This is a genomic window from Bacillus sp. C1, assembly GCF_054570475.1.
The window spans coordinates 603359-622823 of sequence record NZ_JBTMZT010000001.1 but is presented as its reverse complement, the minus strand read 5'-3'; the positions used below and the strand labels follow the sequence as shown (position 1 = coordinate 622823).

20 protein-coding genes are annotated in these 19465 nt (G+C 34.7%); 6 read left to right on the top strand and 14 right to left on the bottom strand.

What is annotated here, in order from left to right; all coding sequences use genetic code 11:
• Positions 1-265: 265 nt before the first annotated feature.
• From malD to ACX5JI_RS03360, 3 genes are all read right to left on the bottom strand, one after another.
• Positions 266-1108: a maltosaccharide ABC transporter permease MalD gene (gene malD / locus ACX5JI_RS03370; RefSeq protein ID WP_459499677.1), complete on the bottom strand. Its 843-nt coding sequence runs from the start codon at positions 1106-1108 to the stop codon at positions 266-268.
• Positions 1109-2410 (bottom strand): sugar ABC transporter permease, encoded by a 1302-nt coding sequence (locus ACX5JI_RS03365; protein WP_459499675.1) that lies wholly within the window; start codon positions 2408-2410, stop codon positions 1109-1111.
• A gap of 77 nt (positions 2411-2487) precedes the next feature.
• Positions 2488-3747 (bottom strand): sugar ABC transporter substrate-binding protein, encoded by a 1260-nt coding sequence (locus ACX5JI_RS03360; protein ID WP_459499674.1) that lies wholly within the window; start codon positions 3745-3747, stop codon positions 2488-2490.
• Between the two features lie 320 nt (positions 3748-4067).
• On the opposite strand from ACX5JI_RS03360, the gene ACX5JI_RS03355 reads away from it, so the two are divergent.
• Positions 4068-5828, top strand: a complete 1761-nt coding sequence (locus tag ACX5JI_RS03355) for an alpha-glycosidase (protein ID WP_459499673.1) — start codon at positions 4068-4070, stop codon at positions 5826-5828.
• A 110-nt stretch (positions 5829-5938) separates the two neighbouring features.
• Here the strand turns inward: ACX5JI_RS03355 and ACX5JI_RS03350 are convergent, their stop codons facing one another.
• Positions 5939-7633, bottom strand: a complete 1695-nt coding sequence (locus ACX5JI_RS03350) for a glycoside hydrolase family 13 protein (RefSeq protein ID WP_459499672.1) — start codon at positions 7631-7633, stop codon at positions 5939-5941.
• Between the two features lie 235 nt (positions 7634-7868).
• Between ACX5JI_RS03350 and ACX5JI_RS03345 the strand changes: the two genes are divergently transcribed.
• On the top strand, positions 7869-8969 hold the full coding sequence (locus tag ACX5JI_RS03345) for an ABC transporter ATP-binding protein (protein WP_459499671.1): 1101 nt from the start codon (positions 7869-7871) through the stop codon (positions 8967-8969).
• A gap of 73 nt (positions 8970-9042) precedes the next feature.
• Here the strand turns inward: ACX5JI_RS03345 and ACX5JI_RS03340 are convergent, their stop codons facing one another.
• Both ACX5JI_RS03340 and ACX5JI_RS03335 read right to left on the bottom strand, forming a co-directional pair.
• The gene (locus tag ACX5JI_RS03340; protein WP_459499670.1) at positions 9043-9552 is read right to left on the bottom strand and encodes an SDR family NAD(P)-dependent oxidoreductase; all 510 of its coding nucleotides are present in this window, start codon (positions 9550-9552) and stop codon (positions 9043-9045) included.
• A gap of 448 nt (positions 9553-10000) precedes the next feature.
• Positions 10001-10456 (bottom strand): RDD family protein, encoded by a 456-nt coding sequence (locus ACX5JI_RS03335; protein ID WP_459499669.1) that lies wholly within the window; start codon positions 10454-10456, stop codon positions 10001-10003.
• Between the two features lie 156 nt (positions 10457-10612).
• Here ACX5JI_RS03335 and ACX5JI_RS03330 point away from each other — a divergent pair, with 156 nt between their 5' ends.
• Positions 10613-11029 carry a DUF3997 domain-containing protein gene (locus ACX5JI_RS03330; RefSeq protein ID WP_459500270.1) on the top strand — a complete coding sequence of 139 codons (417 nt, stop codon included), beginning with the start codon at positions 10613-10615 and terminating at the stop codon, positions 11027-11029.
• 15 nt (positions 11030-11044) lie between these two features.
• Here the strand turns inward: ACX5JI_RS03330 and ACX5JI_RS03325 are convergent, their stop codons facing one another.
• Together ACX5JI_RS03325 and ACX5JI_RS03320 are read right to left on the bottom strand one after the other, a co-directional pair.
• The gene (locus ACX5JI_RS03325; protein ID WP_459499668.1) at positions 11045-11230 is read right to left on the bottom strand and encodes a hypothetical protein; all 186 of its coding nucleotides are present in this window, start codon (positions 11228-11230) and stop codon (positions 11045-11047) included.
• An 81-nt stretch (positions 11231-11311) separates the two neighbouring features.
• Complete coding sequence (locus tag ACX5JI_RS03320) at positions 11312-12064, bottom strand: hypothetical protein (RefSeq protein WP_459499667.1); 753 nt, start codon at positions 12062-12064, stop codon at positions 11312-11314.
• Positions 12065-12998: 934 nt separating this feature from the next.
• Between ACX5JI_RS03320 and ACX5JI_RS03315 the strand changes: the two genes are divergently transcribed.
• Positions 12999-13661 (top strand): AAA family ATPase, encoded by a 663-nt coding sequence (locus ACX5JI_RS03315; protein WP_459500269.1) that lies wholly within the window; start codon positions 12999-13001, stop codon positions 13659-13661.
• A gap of 46 nt (positions 13662-13707) precedes the next feature.
• On the opposite strand, the gene ACX5JI_RS03310 is transcribed toward ACX5JI_RS03315, so the two are convergent.
• The 3 genes from ACX5JI_RS03310 to ACX5JI_RS03300 form a co-directional block, all read right to left on the bottom strand.
• Positions 13708-14883, bottom strand: a complete 1176-nt coding sequence (locus tag ACX5JI_RS03310; RefSeq protein ID WP_459499666.1) for an acetyl-CoA C-acetyltransferase — start codon at positions 14881-14883, stop codon at positions 13708-13710.
• 139 nt (positions 14884-15022) lie between these two features.
• A complete protein-coding gene (locus tag ACX5JI_RS03305) occupies positions 15023-15472 on the bottom strand; it encodes an NUDIX hydrolase (protein WP_459499665.1) in 450 nt (149 codons plus the stop codon).
• 122 nt (positions 15473-15594) lie between these two features.
• On the bottom strand, positions 15595-15888 hold the full coding sequence (locus ACX5JI_RS03300; protein WP_459499664.1) for a DUF3928 family protein: 294 nt from the start codon (positions 15886-15888) through the stop codon (positions 15595-15597).
• Positions 15889-16074: 186 nt separating this feature from the next.
• Between ACX5JI_RS03300 and ACX5JI_RS03295 the strand changes: the two genes are divergently transcribed.
• Positions 16075-16692, top strand: a complete 618-nt coding sequence (locus tag ACX5JI_RS03295; protein ID WP_459499663.1) for an ImmA/IrrE family metallo-endopeptidase — start codon at positions 16075-16077, stop codon at positions 16690-16692.
• A gap of 134 nt (positions 16693-16826) precedes the next feature.
• Here ACX5JI_RS03295 and ACX5JI_RS03290 read toward each other — a convergent pair whose 3' ends face one another.
• Both ACX5JI_RS03290 and ACX5JI_RS03285 read right to left on the bottom strand, forming a co-directional pair.
• A complete protein-coding gene (locus ACX5JI_RS03290; protein ID WP_459499662.1) occupies positions 16827-17591 on the bottom strand; it encodes a DUF1129 domain-containing protein in 765 nt (254 codons plus the stop codon).
• Positions 17591-17923 (bottom strand): PadR family transcriptional regulator, encoded by a 333-nt coding sequence (locus ACX5JI_RS03285; RefSeq protein WP_459499661.1) that lies wholly within the window; start codon positions 17921-17923, stop codon positions 17591-17593. Before ACX5JI_RS03285 ends, ACX5JI_RS03290 begins: the two co-directional genes overlap by 1 nt.
• Positions 17924-18118: 195 nt before the next feature.
• On the opposite strand from ACX5JI_RS03285, the gene ACX5JI_RS03280 reads away from it, so the two are divergent.
• The gene (locus ACX5JI_RS03280) at positions 18119-18895 is read left to right on the top strand and encodes a 3-hydroxybutyrate dehydrogenase (protein ID WP_459499660.1); all 777 of its coding nucleotides are present in this window, start codon (positions 18119-18121) and stop codon (positions 18893-18895) included.
• Positions 18896-18966: 71 nt separating this feature from the next.
• Here the strand turns inward: ACX5JI_RS03280 and ACX5JI_RS03275 are convergent, their stop codons facing one another.
• On the bottom strand, positions 18967-19110 hold the full coding sequence (locus ACX5JI_RS03275) for a YvrJ family protein (protein ID WP_459499659.1): 144 nt from the start codon (positions 19108-19110) through the stop codon (positions 18967-18969).
• Positions 19111-19465: the final 355 nt, after the last annotated feature.

Genomic DNA, 19465 nt, shown 5'->3' with positions numbered 1-19465 from the left:
CCTCTCTTCTCATTCTTCATTCATATCTATTTTTATTCTGCATTCCACAGATATTAGGAGAAAATGAAAGCCACCATTACTTTATTTCATTTCTCAAAAAAATTATTTTAATGTAAACTAATATTCTCCCTCTTCATGTATTGTAAGGGATAGCAGCTTATTTTCCTATACTATAATATACTATTTTTTTCACATCTGTTCCTTACGATATCATATGAATCCGAATTTCTCCAAAAAAAGAGGAATGGAACACAATGTCCCATTCTCATCCTTTCGTACCTCCAGCCGTTAAGCCTGAAATAAAATATTTTTGCAATGATAAGAATAAAATAGAGATTGGTATTGCAATTAATACAGATCCAGCTGCAAATGTTGTAAATTCATTACCAAATTTCTTCGCTACCATTTCATATAATCCAACAGCTAATGTATAATTTTCTGGCGTGCGTAAAATGATACTCGCTAAAATAAAATCGGTAAACGGACCAATAAACGTAAATAAAGCTACGACTGCCACAATTGGTTTTGCAAGTGGCATAATAATTTGCCAAAAAATACGGAAGTGGCCTGCCCCGTCCATACGAGCTGACTCATCTAATTCTTTTGGAATCGTATCAAAATATCCTTTCATAAGCCACGTATTCATCGGAATTGCCCCGCCGACATAAATTAAAATTAACGATAAATGCGTATCAATTAATCCTGTTAGTTGAGCTAATACATAAAGCGCAATTAACGCCGAAAAATTCGGTATCATTTGCAAAATTAAAAATGTTAATAAACCATTCTTCCTTCCAACAAAACGGTATCTTGAAAATGCATAAGCTGTAAAACTAATGGATAGTACCGAGAAAATCATCGTCAAAACACTTACTTTTAGTGTATTTTTATACCAAAGTAAATAATTGCTTTGCGAAAGGTCTAATAACTTCCGGTAATGATCTAACGTTGCATTTTCCGGAATAATACTTGATCCTGATAGACTATCTCCTGGATTAAACGATGAACCAACAATCCATAATAATGGATAGAAAATAATAACACACATTATAAAAATTACGAAATAACTTAATGAAAGACGTAGCATCTTCTGTCGTTTTATATTCATTTACATCATATCCTCTTCTTGGAATGATTTTGTTCTTTTAAATTGCCATAAAGCAACTGAAATAACAATTAACGATAAGATCATCGTAAGTGCTGCTGCTTTTCCGTATTGCGCTGATGTCATCGTTAATTTATAAATCCAGGAAATTAAAATATCTGTTCCACCTGCATTTTGCCCTGAAACAGCAGGCCCGCCGCTATTAAATAGATAAATAATACTGAAATTATTAAAGTTAAACGTATATTGTGTAATTAATATCGGTGCTGTTGCATACAAAACAAGCGGCAATGTAATTTTTCTAAATTGTTGCCATGCCGTTGCACCATCTACTGTAGCTGCTTCATACAATTCCCCTGGAATCGATTGCAATATCCCAGTCGTCATTGCAAAAATAAATGGAAAACCAAGCCATGTTTGAATGAATATTAAAGCAATTTTCGCCCAAAATGGATCCGTCATCCAAGCAATTTTCTCAATTCCAAATAAAGCTAACACTTGATTGTTAATTGCTCCAAATGATTCATTAAACATACCAGCGAAGACAAGAATGGATACGAATGCTGGAACTGCCCACGGTAAAATAAAGATTGTACGAATCACTGCTTTTCCTTTAATACCAGGTTGGTTCACTAATATGGCCAAGAAAATCCCAAGTGCTACTTGTAAAGTAGTCGCGACAAATGTCCAAATAACCGTCCAAGAGAATACACTTAAAAATGTATCTCTCCACATTGGTAAAGTGAAGATATCAACAAAGTTTTTAAAACTAACCCACTCTACTAATTTCGCCGGTGGAGAATGATATAAATCATAGTTTGTAAATCCAATTAAGAATACGAAAATAATTGGAAACACCACTACAAAGATCAATAATAAAAATCCTGGCGAAACCATCAAATATGGAAAACCTTGATCTAATAAATTACGGTATTGTTCTTTCACAGAATTTAACGGTATTCCTATATCACGTTTTTTCCCATTGTGATAGGCATCATATAAATTTAAAGCATATATTCCTAGGCCAAATGCAATAACAATTAGTGCTAAAATCCCTTCCACTAATAGAAAGATAGAATGGTCCCGAGGAACTTCTGTACCAAGCGTGACAATTCCCCATAATCCCATATTTAATAAATCAGCAAAAGCTATAACAAATGAACCTGTTAATACAAGAAAGATAAGACCTTTTACATATTGTTTATTGTATATTTGACCAATACCTGGAATGATTGACAACATCGCGGCTGTTTTGCGGTATTTTGAACCGTTCACTCCCTGCGCTGGTTCAATGGATGTTTGCATGTTTATTCCCCCTTTTTTCTTCCCCTTGGAAGGAGGAGAATTCGTACCTCTCCTTTATAAGAGATACGAATTCCGTCTTATTTTTGCTTACTATGGTTTGCTTCAATATTTCCTTTAATTTGTTTCACAGCTTCATCAAGTGCTGCTTTTGGCTCTTGTTTTCCAGCTGCAAGTAACTCTAATGCAAATCTCGCAGGTTCCCATACTTCTTGCATTTCTGGAATATTTGGCATTGGAGTACCTGTCTCAGCCTGTTTAGTGATTGCTTTTGCAGCTTCACTGTCTTTAATCATTGAATCTTCCATTAGCGATTTTACAGGAGGAATTTCTTTTGATTTTTCATAACGAATTTTTGCATTTTCTTCATTTGTTACCCAATCAACAAATTTCGTTGCTAAATCTTTATTTTTTGAGAAACTCGTTACATGCCATCCTTTTACACCCACAAAAGTTTTCATCGGTTGACCATTTGGTAATTTAGGCATTGGTGCTACCCCATAATCAATTCCGTTTTTTTCCATAGCTTGAAATGCCCAAGGACCGTTCATAATGGATGCAGCTTTTCCTTCATTAAATAATCCATCTGCAGCTGCCCCACCATTCTCACCAATAATACCTTTTGGGAATAAGTTCTCCTTGTACCATTTTTGAATATATTCCATCCCTTGCACCGCGCCACTACTATTTAATCCGATATCGGCTGTATTCGGGTTTCCATCTTTCTCACCAAAGATATATCCTCCCATACCAGCCATAAATGCGTTCGCAAAGTACAAATTATCTCCTAACGCTAAAAATCCATACTTTCCATCTTTTGTGAAATCTTTCGAGAAATTATATAACTCATCCATTGTTTCTGGTGCCTTTGGCATAAGCTTTTTATTATAAATAAATACAGGTGTTTCAATCGCCTTTGGCAAACCATATAATGTTCCTTTATAAGTTTGAGCCTCTAAAGATAAGTCGGTAAATTTGCTCTTTACAGCATCATCAACCTTTACTTCATCAATTAAACCTTCAGTAACAACATTTCCAATTTGATCATGTGGTAATGTGACAATATCAGGACCTGTACCTGCTGGACCATCTAAACGTAGTTTTTTTGTTTGATCTGTCATTTGAATTTCGGCAACTTTTACTTTTACATTATATTTTTTTTCAAAGCTTTTTACTGCTGGTTCTAATGCAACACCTTTTTTGAGATCCTCCCAAACAAGAAGATCATAATCCTTCTTCTCTTTACTCGCTTCCTTTTTTCCTGAATCTTTCGGACCACATGCCGATAACATACCAATTGCCAGAGCTGAAACTGTTACTAGCGATAATGCTTTCTTCACTCTCAAAACCTCCCCAAAATTATATGTACTAATCCACTCAAAAAATGAAAACGTTTGCATTTAATAGTTTAATAGAAGCGCAAACAATCTTCTAATTTATGAAAACGTTTGCGCTATTTGTCTATCATTATACATTCTTTTATATATTTTGCAAATATTTTCTTTCTGTATTTTTCAAAAATTTTATGTCATTTATACTTTTTATCCATTGACTTTATATGAAATGAATACTACCCTTATAAGCAACATTAAAATTATAATAACAGAAACCGTTTGCAATATATTCTTATTTATAGAGATATCAAAGGGGGATTTTCTATATGTTTAAAGAAGCAATATACCATAGACCGAAGGATAATTACGCATACGCTTACGATAAAAAAACGCTTCATATTCGATTACGTACGAAAAAAAACGATGTCGATATTGTCTCAATCCTTCATGGCGATCCTTATGAATGGCAAGATGGAAAATGGAGTACAGCAACCAAATCGATGAAAAAAATCGGCTCAACAAATTTATTTGATTATTGGTTCGTTGCAATTGATCCAAAATTTAAGCGCTTACGATATGGATTTGAACTAAAAAACAATACAGAAACGATTATCTATACAGAACGCGGCTTTTTCCCTGACATACCTCGTGATGATGTTGGCAACTTTTTTTGTTTTCCATTTATTCATGAACAGGATGTTTTTAAAGCCCCTTCATGGATAAAAGATACAGTGTGGTATCAAATTTTCCCAGAGCGTTTTGCCAATGGAGATGCTACATGTAATCCTGTAAAGACACTCCCATGGGGAAGTACTACTCCGACAGCTACTAACTTTTTCGGTGGAGATTTTGCAGGTGTTATCCAGCACCTTGATTACCTTGTAGAACTCGGTATTACTGGTGTTTACTTTACACCGATCTTTAAGGCACACTCTAATCATAAATATGACACGATCGACTATATGGAAATTGATCCACAATTTGGGACGAAGGAAACGTTTAAAGAGCTTGTTAATAGCTGTCACGAACGCGGCATAAAAGTCATGCTAGATGCCGTTTTTAATCATAGCGGATACTTTTTTGATAAATTTCAAGATGTTCTTAAAAATGGTACGCAATCACTATATAAAGAGTGGTTTCATATTCATGAATTTCCGGTAGTAACAGAACCTCTTCCGAACTATGATACCTTTGCCTTTACACCATATATGCCGAAATTAAATACAGCTCATCCAGATGTAAAAGAATACTTACTCGAAGTCGGTCGTTATTGGGTACGAGAATTTCACATTGATGGCTGGCGTCTTGATGTAGCGAATGAAGTCGATCATAGCTTTTGGAGGGAGTTCCGTAGTGAAATAAAAGCGATTAACCCTGAAGTCTATATTTTAGGCGAAATTTGGCATGATGCCCTGCCATGGCTGCAAGGTGATCAATTCGATGCCGTCATGAGCTATCCTGTTACAAATGCCCTCCTTTCTTATTTTGCAACCGAAACAATTGGGGCAAGTGAATTTATGGAACAAATTACAGCTTCTCTTCATTCTTATTCCATGAACGTAAACGAGGCTGCTTTTCACCTATTAGACAGTCATGACACACCAAGAATTTTAACAACCTGTAACGGAAATAAAGATAAGGTAAAGTTAATGTATGTATTCCATCTGTCTTTCATCGGCTCACCGTGTATTTATTATGGTGATGAAATTGGGATGGATGGCGGAATGGATCCCGAGTGCCGCAAATGTATGGTCTGGGATGAAAATAAGCAGGATAAGGCATTACTTAAACATATCCAAACATTACTTTCATTACGGAAACAATATAAAGCATTTGGTGGCCATGGAACACTTCAATTTATTGAAGCAAATGATGGGCAGGGCTACATTTCCTATACAAAAACACATGAAGAAGAAACAATTTTCATTGTTTTAAATCCAACAAACAATGAAATATCAGCTCCTATACCTTTTGATATCGCCGGTAAAAAAATTGTAAATTTATATACAAATGAAGAATTTTCTGCAGAAGTAAACTCATTACAGGTTACACTGCCACCATATGAGTTTTCCATTTTGAAATGGTAAAATATAAAGTGAAACTTAAATCAGTGGGGCTCCATCCGCACTGATTGGGCTTTTACGGGCAGTTAATACGGGATACAAGCCTTGTGTCAAAGATTACACAAGGCTTTTCATTATTTTAATTTATATGCTCTTGCTTCATATGGTTGTAAATTGATACTCTTAATTTCTTCATCTCGTATATCATAATTGTTTATCAATAATTCTGAATGATCATAATTTAACTCTTCAGGCATTTCAAATATACAATTATCCTCAGTAAAGTTTGCAATAACAAGTAATTTTTCGTCTTTCCATGTTCTCACATAAGCAAAAATTGAAGGATGTTTCTCTAAAATTAAATTATATGTTCCATACACAATCATTTCGTGTTTTTTACGAAGTTCAATTAATTTTTTATAGTAATAAAAAATAGAGTTCGAATCTTGTAAAGCTTGTTCTACATTGATTTCTTTATAATTAGGATTTAATCCAATCCACGGTTCTCCCGCCGTGAAACCAGCATGCTCAGCTGCATTCCACTGCATTGGTGTTCTAGCATTATCTCTCCCCTTTATATAAATCGATTGCATCACTTTTTCTTCACTTTCACCGTGTTCTATTACTTTTTCACGATACATATTTAACGATTCAATATCACGATACTCATCAATCGAAGCAAAATGAACATTTGTCATCCCAATTTCTTCTCCTTGATAAATATAAGGAGTACCTTTCATCATATGAAGTACTGTCGCTAACATTTTCGCTGATTCAATGCGATATGTTTTATCGTTACCAAAGCGAGAGACAACACGAGGCTGATCATGATTGTTCCAATACAAACTATTCCACCCTGTTTGTTCTAATGCTTCCTGCCATTTTGTTAAATTCTGTTTTAACGTAAGGAGTGGACATGGCTGTACATCCCACTTTCCTCCCTCTCCAGAATCTAAATCCATATGTTCAAACTGAAATACCATTTGTAATTCTTGACGTTCTTCCGCTGTATAAAGTTTAGCCTCTTCTGTTGTTACACCTGGCATTTCACCAACTGTCATAATATCGTATTTTGACAATACCTTCTGATTCATTTCATGTAAGTACGCGTGAATGTTCGGCCCATTCATAAAGTATTGATGGCCTGATACATAACCTTCTTTGTCTGTTTTCACAGTTGGTAATCCCTCTGTTTTAGAAATGAAGTTAATCACATCCATACGGAAACCATCAATTCCTTTTTCAAGCCAAAACTCCATCATTTCATAAACATCTTGTCGTACTACTTCATTATCCCAATTTAAATCTGGTTGCTTTTTAGAGAATAAATGTAAATAATATTCATCTGTCATTTCATCATATTGCCAAGCTGAGCCACTAAAAGCTGCTTCCCAATTATTTGGTTCTCTTCCTTCTTTCCCAGAACGCCAAATATAGTAATCTCGAAATGGATTATCTTTTGACTTACGAGATTCAATGAACCAATTATGTTCATCAGAAGTATGGTTAACGACTAAATCCATCATTAATTTCATATTACGTTTATGCATTTCACTTAATAATTCATCCCAATCGTTCATCGTTCCAAACTCATCCATAATCTTTCGATAATCGCTAATGTCATAGCCATTATCATCATTTGGAGATTCATAAACTGGTGATAGCCAAATCACATCTATACCTAGTTCCTGTAAATAATTAAGCTTTGAAATAATTCCGCGAAGGTCACCAATCCCATCACCATTACTATCCATAAAACTACGTGGATAAATTTGATATACAACACTTTCTTTCCACCATTGTTTTTCCATCATGCTACCCCATTTCATTTTTTACATTTAAAAAATTCTTGGCGCAAACGCTTTCATTAATGAATGATAACAGAATTTAAAAGAAATGAAAATAGCGTTTACATTTTTTCGAAATTTAGTCAAATCTCAAAGAGAAGAGGCTTTATTTATTAAATATTTTATCCAATATGTGAAAACGCTTTATTTATTAAGTGCGTTCGTTTATAATAAACCCAAAGAAAACGTTTGCATAATTTTTCTAGGGGGAAAAGTCATGGCAGAACTAAAGTTAGACAATGTTTATAAAATCTATGATAATAACGTCACAGCAGTAACAGACTTCAATTTACACATTCAAGATAAAGAGTTTATCGTTTTCGTTGGTCCATCTGGATGCGGAAAATCGACGACACTACGAATGGTAGCTGGACTTGAAGACATTTCAAAAGGGGAATTTTCTATTGATGGTAAGGTAATGAATGATGTTCCTCCAAAAGATCGTGATATTGCAATGGTCTTTCAAAACTATGCACTCTATCCACATATGAGCGTTTACGATAACATGGCATTTGGATTAAAGCTTCGTAAAATCCCAAAAGACGAAATTGATCGCCGTGTAAAAGACGCAGCTCAAATTTTAGGACTTTCAGAATATTTAAACCGAAAACCAAAAGCATTATCTGGTGGACAACGCCAACGTGTTGCGCTAGGACGTGCGATTGTTCGTGATGCAAAAGTTTTCTTAATGGACGAGCCGTTATCAAATCTAGATGCAAAATTACGTGTAGCGATGCGCTCAGAAATTTCTAAACTACATCAAAGACTTGGAACAACAACAATTTATGTAACACACGATCAAACAGAAGCGATGACAATGGCTTCACGCCTTGTCGTTATGAAAGATGGAAAGATTCAACAAATTGGCTCTCCAAAAGAAGTATATGAAATGCCAGAAAATATTTTCGTTGGTGGATTTATCGGTTCTCCTGCAATGAATTTCTTCCGTGGTAAATTAACAGAACAAGACTTTGTTATAGATGATAAAGTAAAGATTAAAGTATCTGAAGGCAAAATGAAATTATTACGTGAACAAGGTTACGTAAATCAAGAAATTGTACTAGGAATTCGTCCAGAGGATATTCATGATGAACTTTTATTTTTAGAAGCTTCACAAGGGACAACATTTACAACTCAAATTGAAGTTGCAGAATTATTAGGGGCAGAATCTATTTTATATATGAACCTTGGAAATCAAGATTTTGCAGCCCGTGTTGATGCAAGACATTCCTTTACACATGGTGATCAAATCCAACTTGCATTCGATATGAACAAAGCACATTTCTTTGATAGTAAAACAGAAAAACGCATTCGCTAAAATATCACTTTCTTTATCTCAAACGGATACAAAAAAAACCGTCCACATATGTATTTGGGGCGGTTTTCTATTATTATACTAAGGTTCCTACTGTATGAAGTGACTGTTCTTTCGTACAAATAACACCAAAAATAGGTAAATCACTTAACATCACTTCTTCTTGCTGTTTCATAAAAGATGACGTCAATTGCTTTATTTCTATCCAAACGTCATTAATACAAAGTGCATTGGAATCGTTCCCTTGTTGACGTGAGAAAGTAGAATCTATTTTATATAATCCAGCATTATTAAAGAGCATATCAATACGATTGTAAGCGGTAATAGCTGCTTCAATGACACGTTTCCAGTCCCCTTGTTTCGCCATATCATGGGTAACAAAAAGTGCCTCTCCACCTAATTCTACAATTTCCTCCGCTGTTGCTTGTCCATTTTTCTGATCAATATCTGTCACAATTACTTTTGCACCTTGTTCTGCTAACAAAAGAGCCGTACTACGGCCAATACCGATACCACCGCCAGTTACAACGGCAACTTTTCCTGCAAGCTTCATCGTCATTACTCCTTCTGTAAGTCTTACCGTCATTCAGTATACTCCTTTCGCCCGTAGCTCTGCAAGCAGGAAAAGCCAAGATCACTTCTTGTAAACGTTTGCTTATTTATTTTCTATTTTTTCTTATTATAATATGGAGCAAAAACTAGACCGATAAAAATAAGTATACAAAATATGTTAATCTTTTAAACAAAAAAATAGGATGTATAAAAAGTTTGCGCTCGCTCGCTTACTTTCTAATACATCCTACATCAATATGGAGGGTACTCTATAGGAAATGTCTGTCCTATATAACCTTCATTATACCAATTTTAATTTATCGAATTTTGTAAAAATTTAAGAAGTTATATAAATTTTATTTTTCCAACATACAAGTCACTACTATACATAAGCATAAGCTCTCGGTCACCTGAAAAAGACTTTATGTTGTTTTTAATTTGTATTTATATAAAACACCTGTATCCTTCTATCCTACTACTTTTCAAACAAGACTCATCACTTTTGTTTTCATAATGAGATCATGAAAACCACAATTATCGTGACGAAACAACATCATATATACATTACAAATAGACGGAATTCCAAGTAACAATATGTTTGGTAATAACAATACAAAGAACCGTACTGTTAGCCTTTGAATTGTTAACTTCTCACTTGTTAATGATACAAGTCTTATTCGTGTTATTTTTTTACCGATTGTACAGCCGTTCCATATAAATGGAACAAAAATAAAATATAAAGCCATTAATATAAAAACAAGTGCAAAGTCATATCGATAATCGCCTAAGCTTATATTAAAGCGATTGAAGATGGCTCCATAATTTCCTGTTACAATTGCCACTACCGCACCATACATAATAGAGATTAAAAACATATCAATAACGGAAGCACCTATGCGATTCATTACCATCGCTGGACGATGCATCTTTAACTTCATTTTATGTCGACTCCTTCGTATCCTTTTTTACCTGTTTCATCGTACCATTTCTAAAAAACATTGTAAACAACTCATATATTGGCGTTTTTTTTTCTTTTCTTGTACAATGTGTTTACTACAAGCATTTTTAAGGAGGGCCTCATATTGAAGCACTTGATGACCGTAATCGCCATTATATTATTGACTAGTTGCACACCAAACTCTAGCCATTCAGCTTACACCATCAATGAAGAATATGAACTCATAAAAACTTCCGGAAATGCATTTGAACTTTTTCCAAAGCAAGATGCTGCATACGCTACACAATATGTCCCTGCTAACATTGTAGAAATTGCATGGGACGATATATATATTATTGCAAAACAAGTTGAAGAAAAAACTACACCAAATAACCCAGAATCTAGCATTACAAATAAACAAGCCGAATACTATTGGATTATTGATATGAACAACAATCGTCGTTTTGGTCCTTATAATGAAAAACAATTTCAAGAACAGAAAGCAGCATTTCGAATTTCTGCACAATTACAAACCGTAGAAACCTATTTAAATAAACAGTCATCAAACACGTAAAAATGATATACTTTTTCAGTCTATTTGTTGATTTTTATAGCTTGGATGTTCCTCTTTTATTGTGATAACAGTACCGCATTTTTTACAAATTTCTACCTCTGCGGCTGTTTGTGCAAATAAAGTAAGATATTTTTTTCGGTCTGGTGCTATCGTTCCTTTTTCAATCTCTTTACTACCACATTCGTAACATCTTTTCCCCATTTTTCTTCCCCCTTTGCACTTTATAATACATTCGCTTTAATTTGACAAATTTCCTGTTTATTTTCTACACAAAAAAACATCTCACTTAGACAGTGAGATGTTAAATGTTTGTGGTTCTACAACAGTATTATTTGCATCACCGCCGGTTGCAAGAGTATCAGTTGTAAATGTAATTTGATTAATCTCTTGTTTCTCATCATCAAGTATTAATCCAATGATTCCTTCCCTTACTTCTCCTGGCTTATAATCTTCTCTTGTGACACTTTTTGTACCTACAAGCGTATCCTCTTCGTATAAAAAGTTTTGTTTTGGAACATTAAATTGCTGTGTTCCATTAATGGTAACATCATTCATTGAGAAAAATTGCATGTCTTTATCTCCGCTATTTTCTACCTTATATGTAATTTCGACATATCGTACTTTATCCCCAATGTCTTTCCCACTTAACGAAGCATATAACTCAGCATCTTCTCGATTGACTTTATCTCCAAGTCTGCGCTGTATTTCTTCTGGACTTAACACTGTATATACTTTTAACGTATCTTTTGCATCCTGACTCATTTGTGATAATGTGATGACCTTTACATCTTGCATATGAATTTTCATTGGAAGTACTTCAAATGTTTGATTCACATGTTGTAGTTGTTCTAATTTAAATGTACCCCAATCTTTTTCTTTTACAGCCTGTCCAACTTTCTTTAATTCCTTGCCACCATACTCAGTTGTTTCTGGAATAGATTCTTTCTTGACCTCTTTTTTTTCTTCCTTTTGGAAACAACCGCTAAGCAGAATGATCGAACTACATAAAATACAAATACTTTTCCATACTTTCATCTTCTTATTACTCCTAACACTCTTATTCATAATTAACTAGATTATTCTTTTATTTTATATACTGCTGAAACAATGAATATACAAAAAAATGGCAAGTCCGGATACTATTATACCCCCAATTTATAAAATTTGAAAATACGGGACTAACAATACATGAGCAGTAACTATGCTAAGCGCTGTTTACATTTGCATATTCCACATATTTTCTTTTCCCTCTTGCTGAAATCTATCGTTGTTTCATGCAAAAAGGGATGGCAGGATGTGCAAATGAAAATAGCATACGTTACTTCTTTTTGAAACTAAAAGCCTTTCTATGTAAGACACCTTCTATCATAACGATATCGATTCTTTATCTGCAATACTTATTTTTACATTGGAATATCTACACTTTCAATGATACAATTATGATGTAATATTTAGGAAATCGAGGTGATATAACTTTGCCATTAATGATTATATCTCTCCTTATTCTATTAGGACTTTTTATAACGACATATATTGGATTTCGTCTATGGAAACACTTAAAAATAATCAAATATATTGCAAGCCTATTAAGTTTTACCCCGCATGAGCGGGCAGTAAAACTCCCACCTGAAAATTCAGCGAATGCAAAGAAGTTAGATGGGAGATCAACTGCCCGTAAAAGCCCGATTGGTTCAACTAATAATCAGTGGGGGATGAAGCCCCCACTGATTAAAGTTTCACTTTATGACCGTAATATTGATTTTTACCTTAAAGAAAAATACATATGGATGGGAAGGCTTTGCTTTTGGAATTCTACAATTTATAATTTTAGTCGCAAGCTGTTTTATTCTTGTATTTGCTGCTATATTAGAAACGAAATCTTCAACGAATTGAGGTATATATTTTGAATGAACATACACCCTTTCTAAAAAATGTCTCCTTGCAAAAAGAACAGATTCCTAATTTTTCTATGTACCCGTATTGCTTACCCGCGATTCGAACATTGCAATCACTTAGTTTTCATCCTAATGTAACATTTATTATTGGAGAAAATGGCACTGGTAAATCCACATTGTTAGAAGCAATTGCTATCGCTTTAGGTTTTAATGCGGAAGGTGGTACAAAGAATTTTCGTTTCGCTACACATGATTCTCATTCATCCTTACACAAATATATTCGAGTAACGAAAAGCTTTGCTACACCAAAAGATGGATTCTTTCTACGTGCGGAGTCGTTTTATAACGTTGCTTCTTATATTGATGAGATTGATGCAGTAAATTCCTATGGGGGTATATCATTGCATGAGCAATCTCACGGTGAATCATTCTTTTCCTTATTTATGAATCGCTTTTCAGGACAAAGTTTATATATTTTAGATGAGCCTGAAGCCGCATTGTCTCCAATGCGGCAACTTTCAATGCTTATTCGGATGCATGAATTAGCTGAGCAAGGATCACAATTCATTATTGCAACGCACTCTCCTATTTTAATGGCTTATCCAGAAACGACCATATACTCTTTAACACAAGAAGGAATCTACGAATCCACCCTAGAAGAGACGGAACATTATCAAACAACGAAACTTTTTTTCGAAAATCGTGACCGCTTATTTCATCATTTGTTTCAATCATGAATGTAAACTCTTATCAAAAAAAGAAGCAGCAAATTGCTGCTTCTTTTTACAACGTTTCTATAAATAAAGCGACCCCAATGCCCCCACCGACGCAAAGAGATGCAATACCTTTTTCTAAACCTTGTCTTCTTAATTCGTGAATTAAACTTACTGTAATACGTGCACCTGTGCAACCGATTGGATGCCCAAGCCCAACACCACTTCCATTCACATTTACTTTTTCACGATTTAAGCCAAGTTCTTTCTCAACAGCTAAATATTGTGCTGCAAAGGCTTCATTGATTTCTAATAAATCGGCATCTTCTAATGACCAATTTACTTTCTCTAAACCTTTACGAATTGCTGGTGCTGGACCAATTCCCATAATCTTCGGGTCTACCCCAGCTACAGAATAACCAACGATTCTAGCTAATGGTTGTAAGCCTTTCTCTTTAGCCTTTTCTTCACTCATTAATACTAAAACCGCACTTCCATCATTAATACCAGACGCATTCCCAGCAGTTACTGATCCGTCTTTACGAAATGCTGGCTTTAAACTTGCCAACTTCTCAGCTGTAATATCAGCACGCGGATGTTCATCCTTGGAGAATATAACTTCTTTTCTACGTTCTTTTATTGTAATAGGAACAATTTGTTCATCAAAATAGCCTGATTCAATTGCCTGAATCGCTAATTGATGACTACGCAGCGCGACTTCATCTTGTTCCTCTCTTGTAATCTCATATTGTTCAACTAAATTTTCCGCTGTTTCCCCCATCATAATATGATGAATTGGATCTTCTAAAACCTCCCACACCGTATCACGAATCTCTCCATGCTGAAGACGTTGTCCCCATCGGTGTTGTTTTAATGCATAAGGGCTTGAACTCATCGCTTCTACTCCGCCTGCAACAACAACATCACTTACACCTAACTGAATTTGCATTGCTGCTGACATAATCGCTTGCATACCTGAAGAACATTGACGCTGTATCGTATAACCTGTAACTGTTTCCGGAAATCCTGCTGCTAATGCAGCTGTTCGCGCTGTATTTGCTTCGTCTGTTCTTTGAATACAATGTCCTAAAATGACTTCATCCACTTCATGAGGTTCTACTCCGCCTCTTTTAACAGCTTCTTGAAGTACAGGAACAGCTAATTCTACTGGCGTTACATTTTTTAGCGCTCCACCAAAAGTCCCAATTGGCGAACGAACTGCGGCTGTAATGACTACATTATGCATCTTGCACTTGCCCCTCTCTTATGTATCCTAGTAAGTTTTTAGGTGGAGTAACATAAGATGTATATCTAAATTTATCATACTACAAACATGCTAAAAAATCAAAATATTTAATATAATAAAAATAGAAAGAATCGAAATTTTATTCTGTTAATGCGTACAAGAATTTTTGTAATATTTTCTCTGTTGTTTTGTTTAACCGAGGTAATTTTTCAGCAGGAAAATACTTAAGAGCCAATCCTTCTTCATCTAACTCTATTTTTCCGCTTACGTGATACGCTTGGTATAGATGAATCACATTATAAATTTCATCCCCATTCGGATAGCGATAATATACTTCTTTTCCAGAAAGAACACCAAGAAACTGCAACGTCTTCGCTTCTAACCCTGTTTCTTCAAAAAGCTCTCGCCGAGCTGTTTCTTCCGTTGTTTCACCTAACTCCATTGCACCACCGGGTAACCCCCAATCATATGTATCCGAGCGGTATTGAAGCAATACTTCTTGTTTTTCATTTAAAATAATTACTGCCGATCCTACAAGAATTAACGGCCTTGTACCGACGGACTTTCGTAACTCTTCGATATACCCCATTGTATAAACACTCCTCTCTTTTTTCCCTTCCTTATCATAGCAAAATTCCTTATTTTTTTGTGCTATGTAAAAAAATATTATGGTAACAAAAAAAGGAAGCAATCGCTCCCTTCTCATTACTTTTATTTTCGAAAACTTTCATATTTAACTGCTTCAAATGCCTTTTCAATCTCTTCATTTCGATAATGAACATATGTAAAACGACCTAATTCTACTAATCGAGAGATTTCTTGTAACGCTTTTTGTTTTTCATATATCTCTTCAATCGTTATATGTACATAAAATTTCATAAGTGGATGTTCATATAAAGCTTCTCCAACCTCCACATACACTTTCTCTACCCCTTGAACCATTCTTACATAACTTGCAAACTGATAAACAGCTTCTCGATCTGATACAATTTTTAATGTATACATACATTCTCCCCCTTTCTTTTACTATAACAGAATGAATCACATATCATCTGATTAAACTATGAATATTTTCCGACTTCTTTCATAAACCAAGCTAAAATACACCCATTTATAGGGATTATGTCCATACATAACACTCTCTTGCTACATAGTATAGTAGTAAACTGTTTTCCATTTGAGGTGTTTCTAATGGACCCATACGTAAATGTATGTATTTGTATTGCCCCTGGCTCCGATATTACAAACGACCGTATCGCCAAAGACTTAGCAGTTGCCGAATCCATCTGGCACCCGATTTCATTTCACATTAAAGATGTCATTAAACTCAATGAATCATTTAGATTTCATGATGGTGAAATTAGTTATATTGATTCTATCCAAAAACAACCTAAACTGTCTTCTTTTTTTAACAGCTGTTCATCACAAGTTCCACATTGTAATATTTATATTTGTTATATCGGAAGTAATTATTTTAGAGAACGATCTGTAATTGCATGTGCCTATTCATTCGTTATAAACAAAATCCTCACGGGTTATATTATCCTTACCAATGCTGCTTCTCCAATGAAAAACATATATACACTTGCTCATGAGATTGGACATATTTTATTTACAAGGCGTATTAACGGAAAGCTAACCCATGCAGATCCACATTCCCCAACCGGTTCTGAGCATCACCCTTCTTCCACTAATCTTATGTATCCTATTATTCCTCGTCCAAACCAAGTCCACATTGAATCTTTATTAACAAGTGAACAGAAAAATCTCGCTTTGCAAAGCCCTTTATTACACAGAAAAAAACAGTAACAACAATGTCACTGTTTAAAAACAAATTATTCTAGTTCGGCTGTAAGGATCTCTAATCTATCCAAAGCAGCCTTTTTTATTATGTACAAAACATATTTTACTATATTACTCTTATAAGTTGGTATATTCTTTCTTTACATTTTAGACGTTTCAGTTTTCTTTAAATCTATGTTCATCAATAAAATTAAACTTCCATATAAAAATACTGGCTCTAGAACGTCAAATTTTGTATCCTTAATTGCTGTACATTCAAATACAAACATAATGGTAAATAATATAACTACTAGAAGCAATCCCATCCAACCTGCTAAACGCATATTTATAATAGCCGCTAAGAATAGCAATAAGCCACCCAATATATAACTTTGCAATGGAGATAAATAAAAAAGTGGTGGTTCGTACCATTTGTTTAATAACATAATACAAACAATTAATATAATAGGCAAAATTGCTATACATATATATAGAATAGAAAACTCCTTTAACTTACTTGTTATAAATGTTGACTTACGAAAAGCTATAAGCCCCATAGGGATACTAATAGCCAGTACAATTGGATATCCAATTAAACTTATTAATGATACAAATACAGCTTCATCTGTTCCATGAAATAACAAATCTGGAACACACCAATATGCAAGAACCCCAATTATAAATAAAACTAATAGTTTAAAGTTTTCTTTTTTAGCCCCTTCCATTTCCTTTGCTAATTCCTCTGCATACGCTTCTGGTGAATGTCCAAAAATATCTTGAACTGTTTTCCCATCCTTTTCCCCCTCTATTAAATGTAGCTCTGCATCCTCTAAAAATGACTCAATATCCTCTTCTTTTCTGCCTTTCATTAATAGGTATACCTTCATATCTATTAAGAACTTTTCTCCTTCTTTAGAAACGTGCATTACCCTCTTCTCCCCTTTCCTTCCAGTAAACGTTCTACACTACTTTGCATCATTTCCCAGCGTTCCATAAATTCATCTAAAGCATCTTCACCTTTTTCTGTTAATGTGTAATATTTCCGCTTCGGACCAGATGGTGATTCCTTCATTACGCTCGTAATTAGCCCTTCCTTTTGCATTCGTATTAATAACGGATAAATACTTCCTTCACTTGCCATTGTGAAACCATAGCTAGCTAACTTCTCACTCATTTCATATCCATATATTTCTCCTTCAGAAATAATTGCAAGGAGACACCCTTCTAAGATCCCTTTCAGCATTTGGCTTGTCGACATAATCAAAATCCTTCCTCTACCTTGTTTTACAAGATAGATAAGCATAAGTATCTTGCTTTACCAAATAGTATAGCAAAAGCTACTTTGCAAAGCAAGATAGCTAATTGTATTTTTCCAAATCTTTGCAGGATTTTTATCCTCTTCTCTCTAAATAGAGCATTAAGATGAATCTTATATAAAGGAGTGTTTTTCAGCATGTTTACAAATCGTGTCGTCTTTTTAACAGGTGCTGCAAGTGGTATTGGCTATGAAATGGGGTATGCGTTTGCAACAGAAGGGGCTAAAGTGGTGATTAGTGATCGCCTTGAAGATCGTGCACAGGAAGCTGCTGAACAATTACAAAGAAAAGGCTATGAAGCAATCGGTTTAAAATGTGATGTTACATCCGAACAAGAAATATCATCCGCAATTGCTGCAACAGTTACAAACTTCGGTTCATTGGATGTACTCATTAATAACGCAGGTATGCAACACGTCTCACCAATTGAAGAGTTCCCAACTGAGAAGTTTGAACTTCTTATTAAAATTATGCAAATTGCGCCGTTCATTGCAATAAAACATGCTTTTCCAATTATGAAAAAACAAAAGTATGGACGAATTATTAATGTGGCTTCTATTAATGGACTTGTTGGATTTTCCGGAAAGGCCGCTTATAATAGCGCAAAGCATGGTGTAATTGGTTTAACAAAGGTTGCTGCTTTAGAAGGCGCTACACATGGAATTACAGTAAACGCCCTCTGCCCAGGCTATGTTGATACACCGCTTGTTCGAAATCAGCTCCAAGATTTAGCGACAACAAGAAATGTTCCACTAGAAGGGGTATTAGAAGACGTTATTTACCCACTCGTACCACAAAAACGACTGCTAACTGTAGATGAAATTGCTAATTATGCCTTATTTTTAGCAAGTGAAAAAACAAAAGGAGTAACTGGTCAGGCTGTTGTTATCGATGGAGGCTATACAGCACAATGACTCTTTTAATTATGAAAAAGGCTTATGCTTCTTGAAAGCATAAACCTTTTCCTTCACTTCGTTTCATGCGGCTATTCATATCTTGTCATCTGTTGTGGTAATTTCTCGATCGCGACAATGACGCCATCTAATTTACTCTCAATACGATGAAGTAAATATAATGTCACAACGATTGGAAATCCAACATTACCGATCATAGATATCCATTCCTCCATCTATCCCCCCTCCTTCCTATTAAATAAATAAGTACTAGAAAAGAAATTGGGCAGTAAGAAAAACCGGATATTATATCTATCTTGTAATTTTCAAACATGTAAGTCGCAGTTATGAAAACAACTGAAGTTCTCCACTCATTTTCTCCCTCTGTTTTCATATGGCATGGGGCTGAAAAAGCACTAACCGCCCCTATCCATCTAGCAGATGCTCTCTCCCGCCAAAAAGGAATGATTTCATGTTAGTCTTTCAATACCCATCTATATATATCCATTTTGATTTTTCGACACATAACTCGCTGCTATGAAGAACAAAAAGTGTACTACACTCATTTTCTCTCTTTGTTTTCACTTGGCA

Bases quoted from the DNA above. Each gene is read 5' to 3' on its own strand.
- ACX5JI_RS03330 (WP_459500270.1), top strand. From the start codon at position 10,613: ATGACCGTAATCGCCATTATATTATTGACTAGTTGCACACCAAACTCT.
- ACX5JI_RS03340 (WP_459499670.1), bottom strand. From the start codon at position 9,552: ATGACGGTAAGACTTACAGAAGGAGTAATGACGATGAAGCTTGCAGGA.
- ACX5JI_RS03285 (WP_459499661.1), bottom strand. From the start codon at position 17,923: ATGTCGACAAGCCAAATGCTGAAAGGGATCTTAGAAGGGTGTCTCCTT.
- ACX5JI_RS03310 (WP_459499666.1), bottom strand. From the start codon at position 14,883: ATGCATAATGTAGTCATTACAGCCGCAGTTCGTTCGCCAATTGGGACT.
- ACX5JI_RS03335 (WP_459499669.1), bottom strand. From the start codon at position 10,456: ATGAAGTTAAAGATGCATCGTCCAGCGATGGTAATGAATCGCATAGGT.
- ACX5JI_RS03365 (WP_459499675.1), bottom strand. From the start codon at position 2,410: ATGCAAACATCCATTGAACCAGCGCAGGGAGTGAACGGTTCAAAATAC.
- ACX5JI_RS03275 (WP_459499659.1), bottom strand. From the start codon at position 19,110: ATGGAGGAATGGATATCTATGATCGGTAATGTTGGATTTCCAATCGTT.
- ACX5JI_RS03305 (WP_459499665.1), bottom strand. From the start codon at position 15,472: ATGGGGTATATCGAAGAGTTACGAAAGTCCGTCGGTACAAGGCCGTTA.
- ACX5JI_RS03315 (WP_459500269.1), top strand. From the start codon at position 12,999: ATGTACCCGTATTGCTTACCCGCGATTCGAACATTGCAATCACTTAGT.
- ACX5JI_RS03295 (WP_459499663.1), top strand. From the start codon at position 16,075: ATGGACCCATACGTAAATGTATGTATTTGTATTGCCCCTGGCTCCGAT.
- ACX5JI_RS03300 (WP_459499664.1), bottom strand. From the start codon at position 15,888: ATGTATACATTAAAAATTGTATCAGATCGAGAAGCTGTTTATCAGTTT.
- ACX5JI_RS03325 (WP_459499668.1), bottom strand. From the start codon at position 11,230: ATGGGGAAAAGATGTTACGAATGTGGTAGTAAAGAGATTGAAAAAGGA.
- ACX5JI_RS03350 (WP_459499672.1), bottom strand. From the start codon at position 7,633: ATGAAATGGGGTAGCATGATGGAAAAACAATGGTGGAAAGAAAGTGTT.
- ACX5JI_RS03345 (WP_459499671.1), top strand. From the start codon at position 7,869: ATGGCAGAACTAAAGTTAGACAATGTTTATAAAATCTATGATAATAAC.
- malD (WP_459499677.1), bottom strand. From the start codon at position 1,108: ATGAATATAAAACGACAGAAGATGCTACGTCTTTCATTAAGTTATTTC.
- ACX5JI_RS03280 (WP_459499660.1), top strand. From the start codon at position 18,119: ATGTTTACAAATCGTGTCGTCTTTTTAACAGGTGCTGCAAGTGGTATT.
- ACX5JI_RS03290 (WP_459499662.1), bottom strand. From the start codon at position 17,591: ATGCACGTTTCTAAAGAAGGAGAAAAGTTCTTAATAGATATGAAGGTA.
- ACX5JI_RS03355 (WP_459499673.1), top strand. From the start codon at position 4,068: ATGTTTAAAGAAGCAATATACCATAGACCGAAGGATAATTACGCATAC.
- ACX5JI_RS03320 (WP_459499667.1), bottom strand. From the start codon at position 12,064: ATGAAAGTATGGAAAAGTATTTGTATTTTATGTAGTTCGATCATTCTG.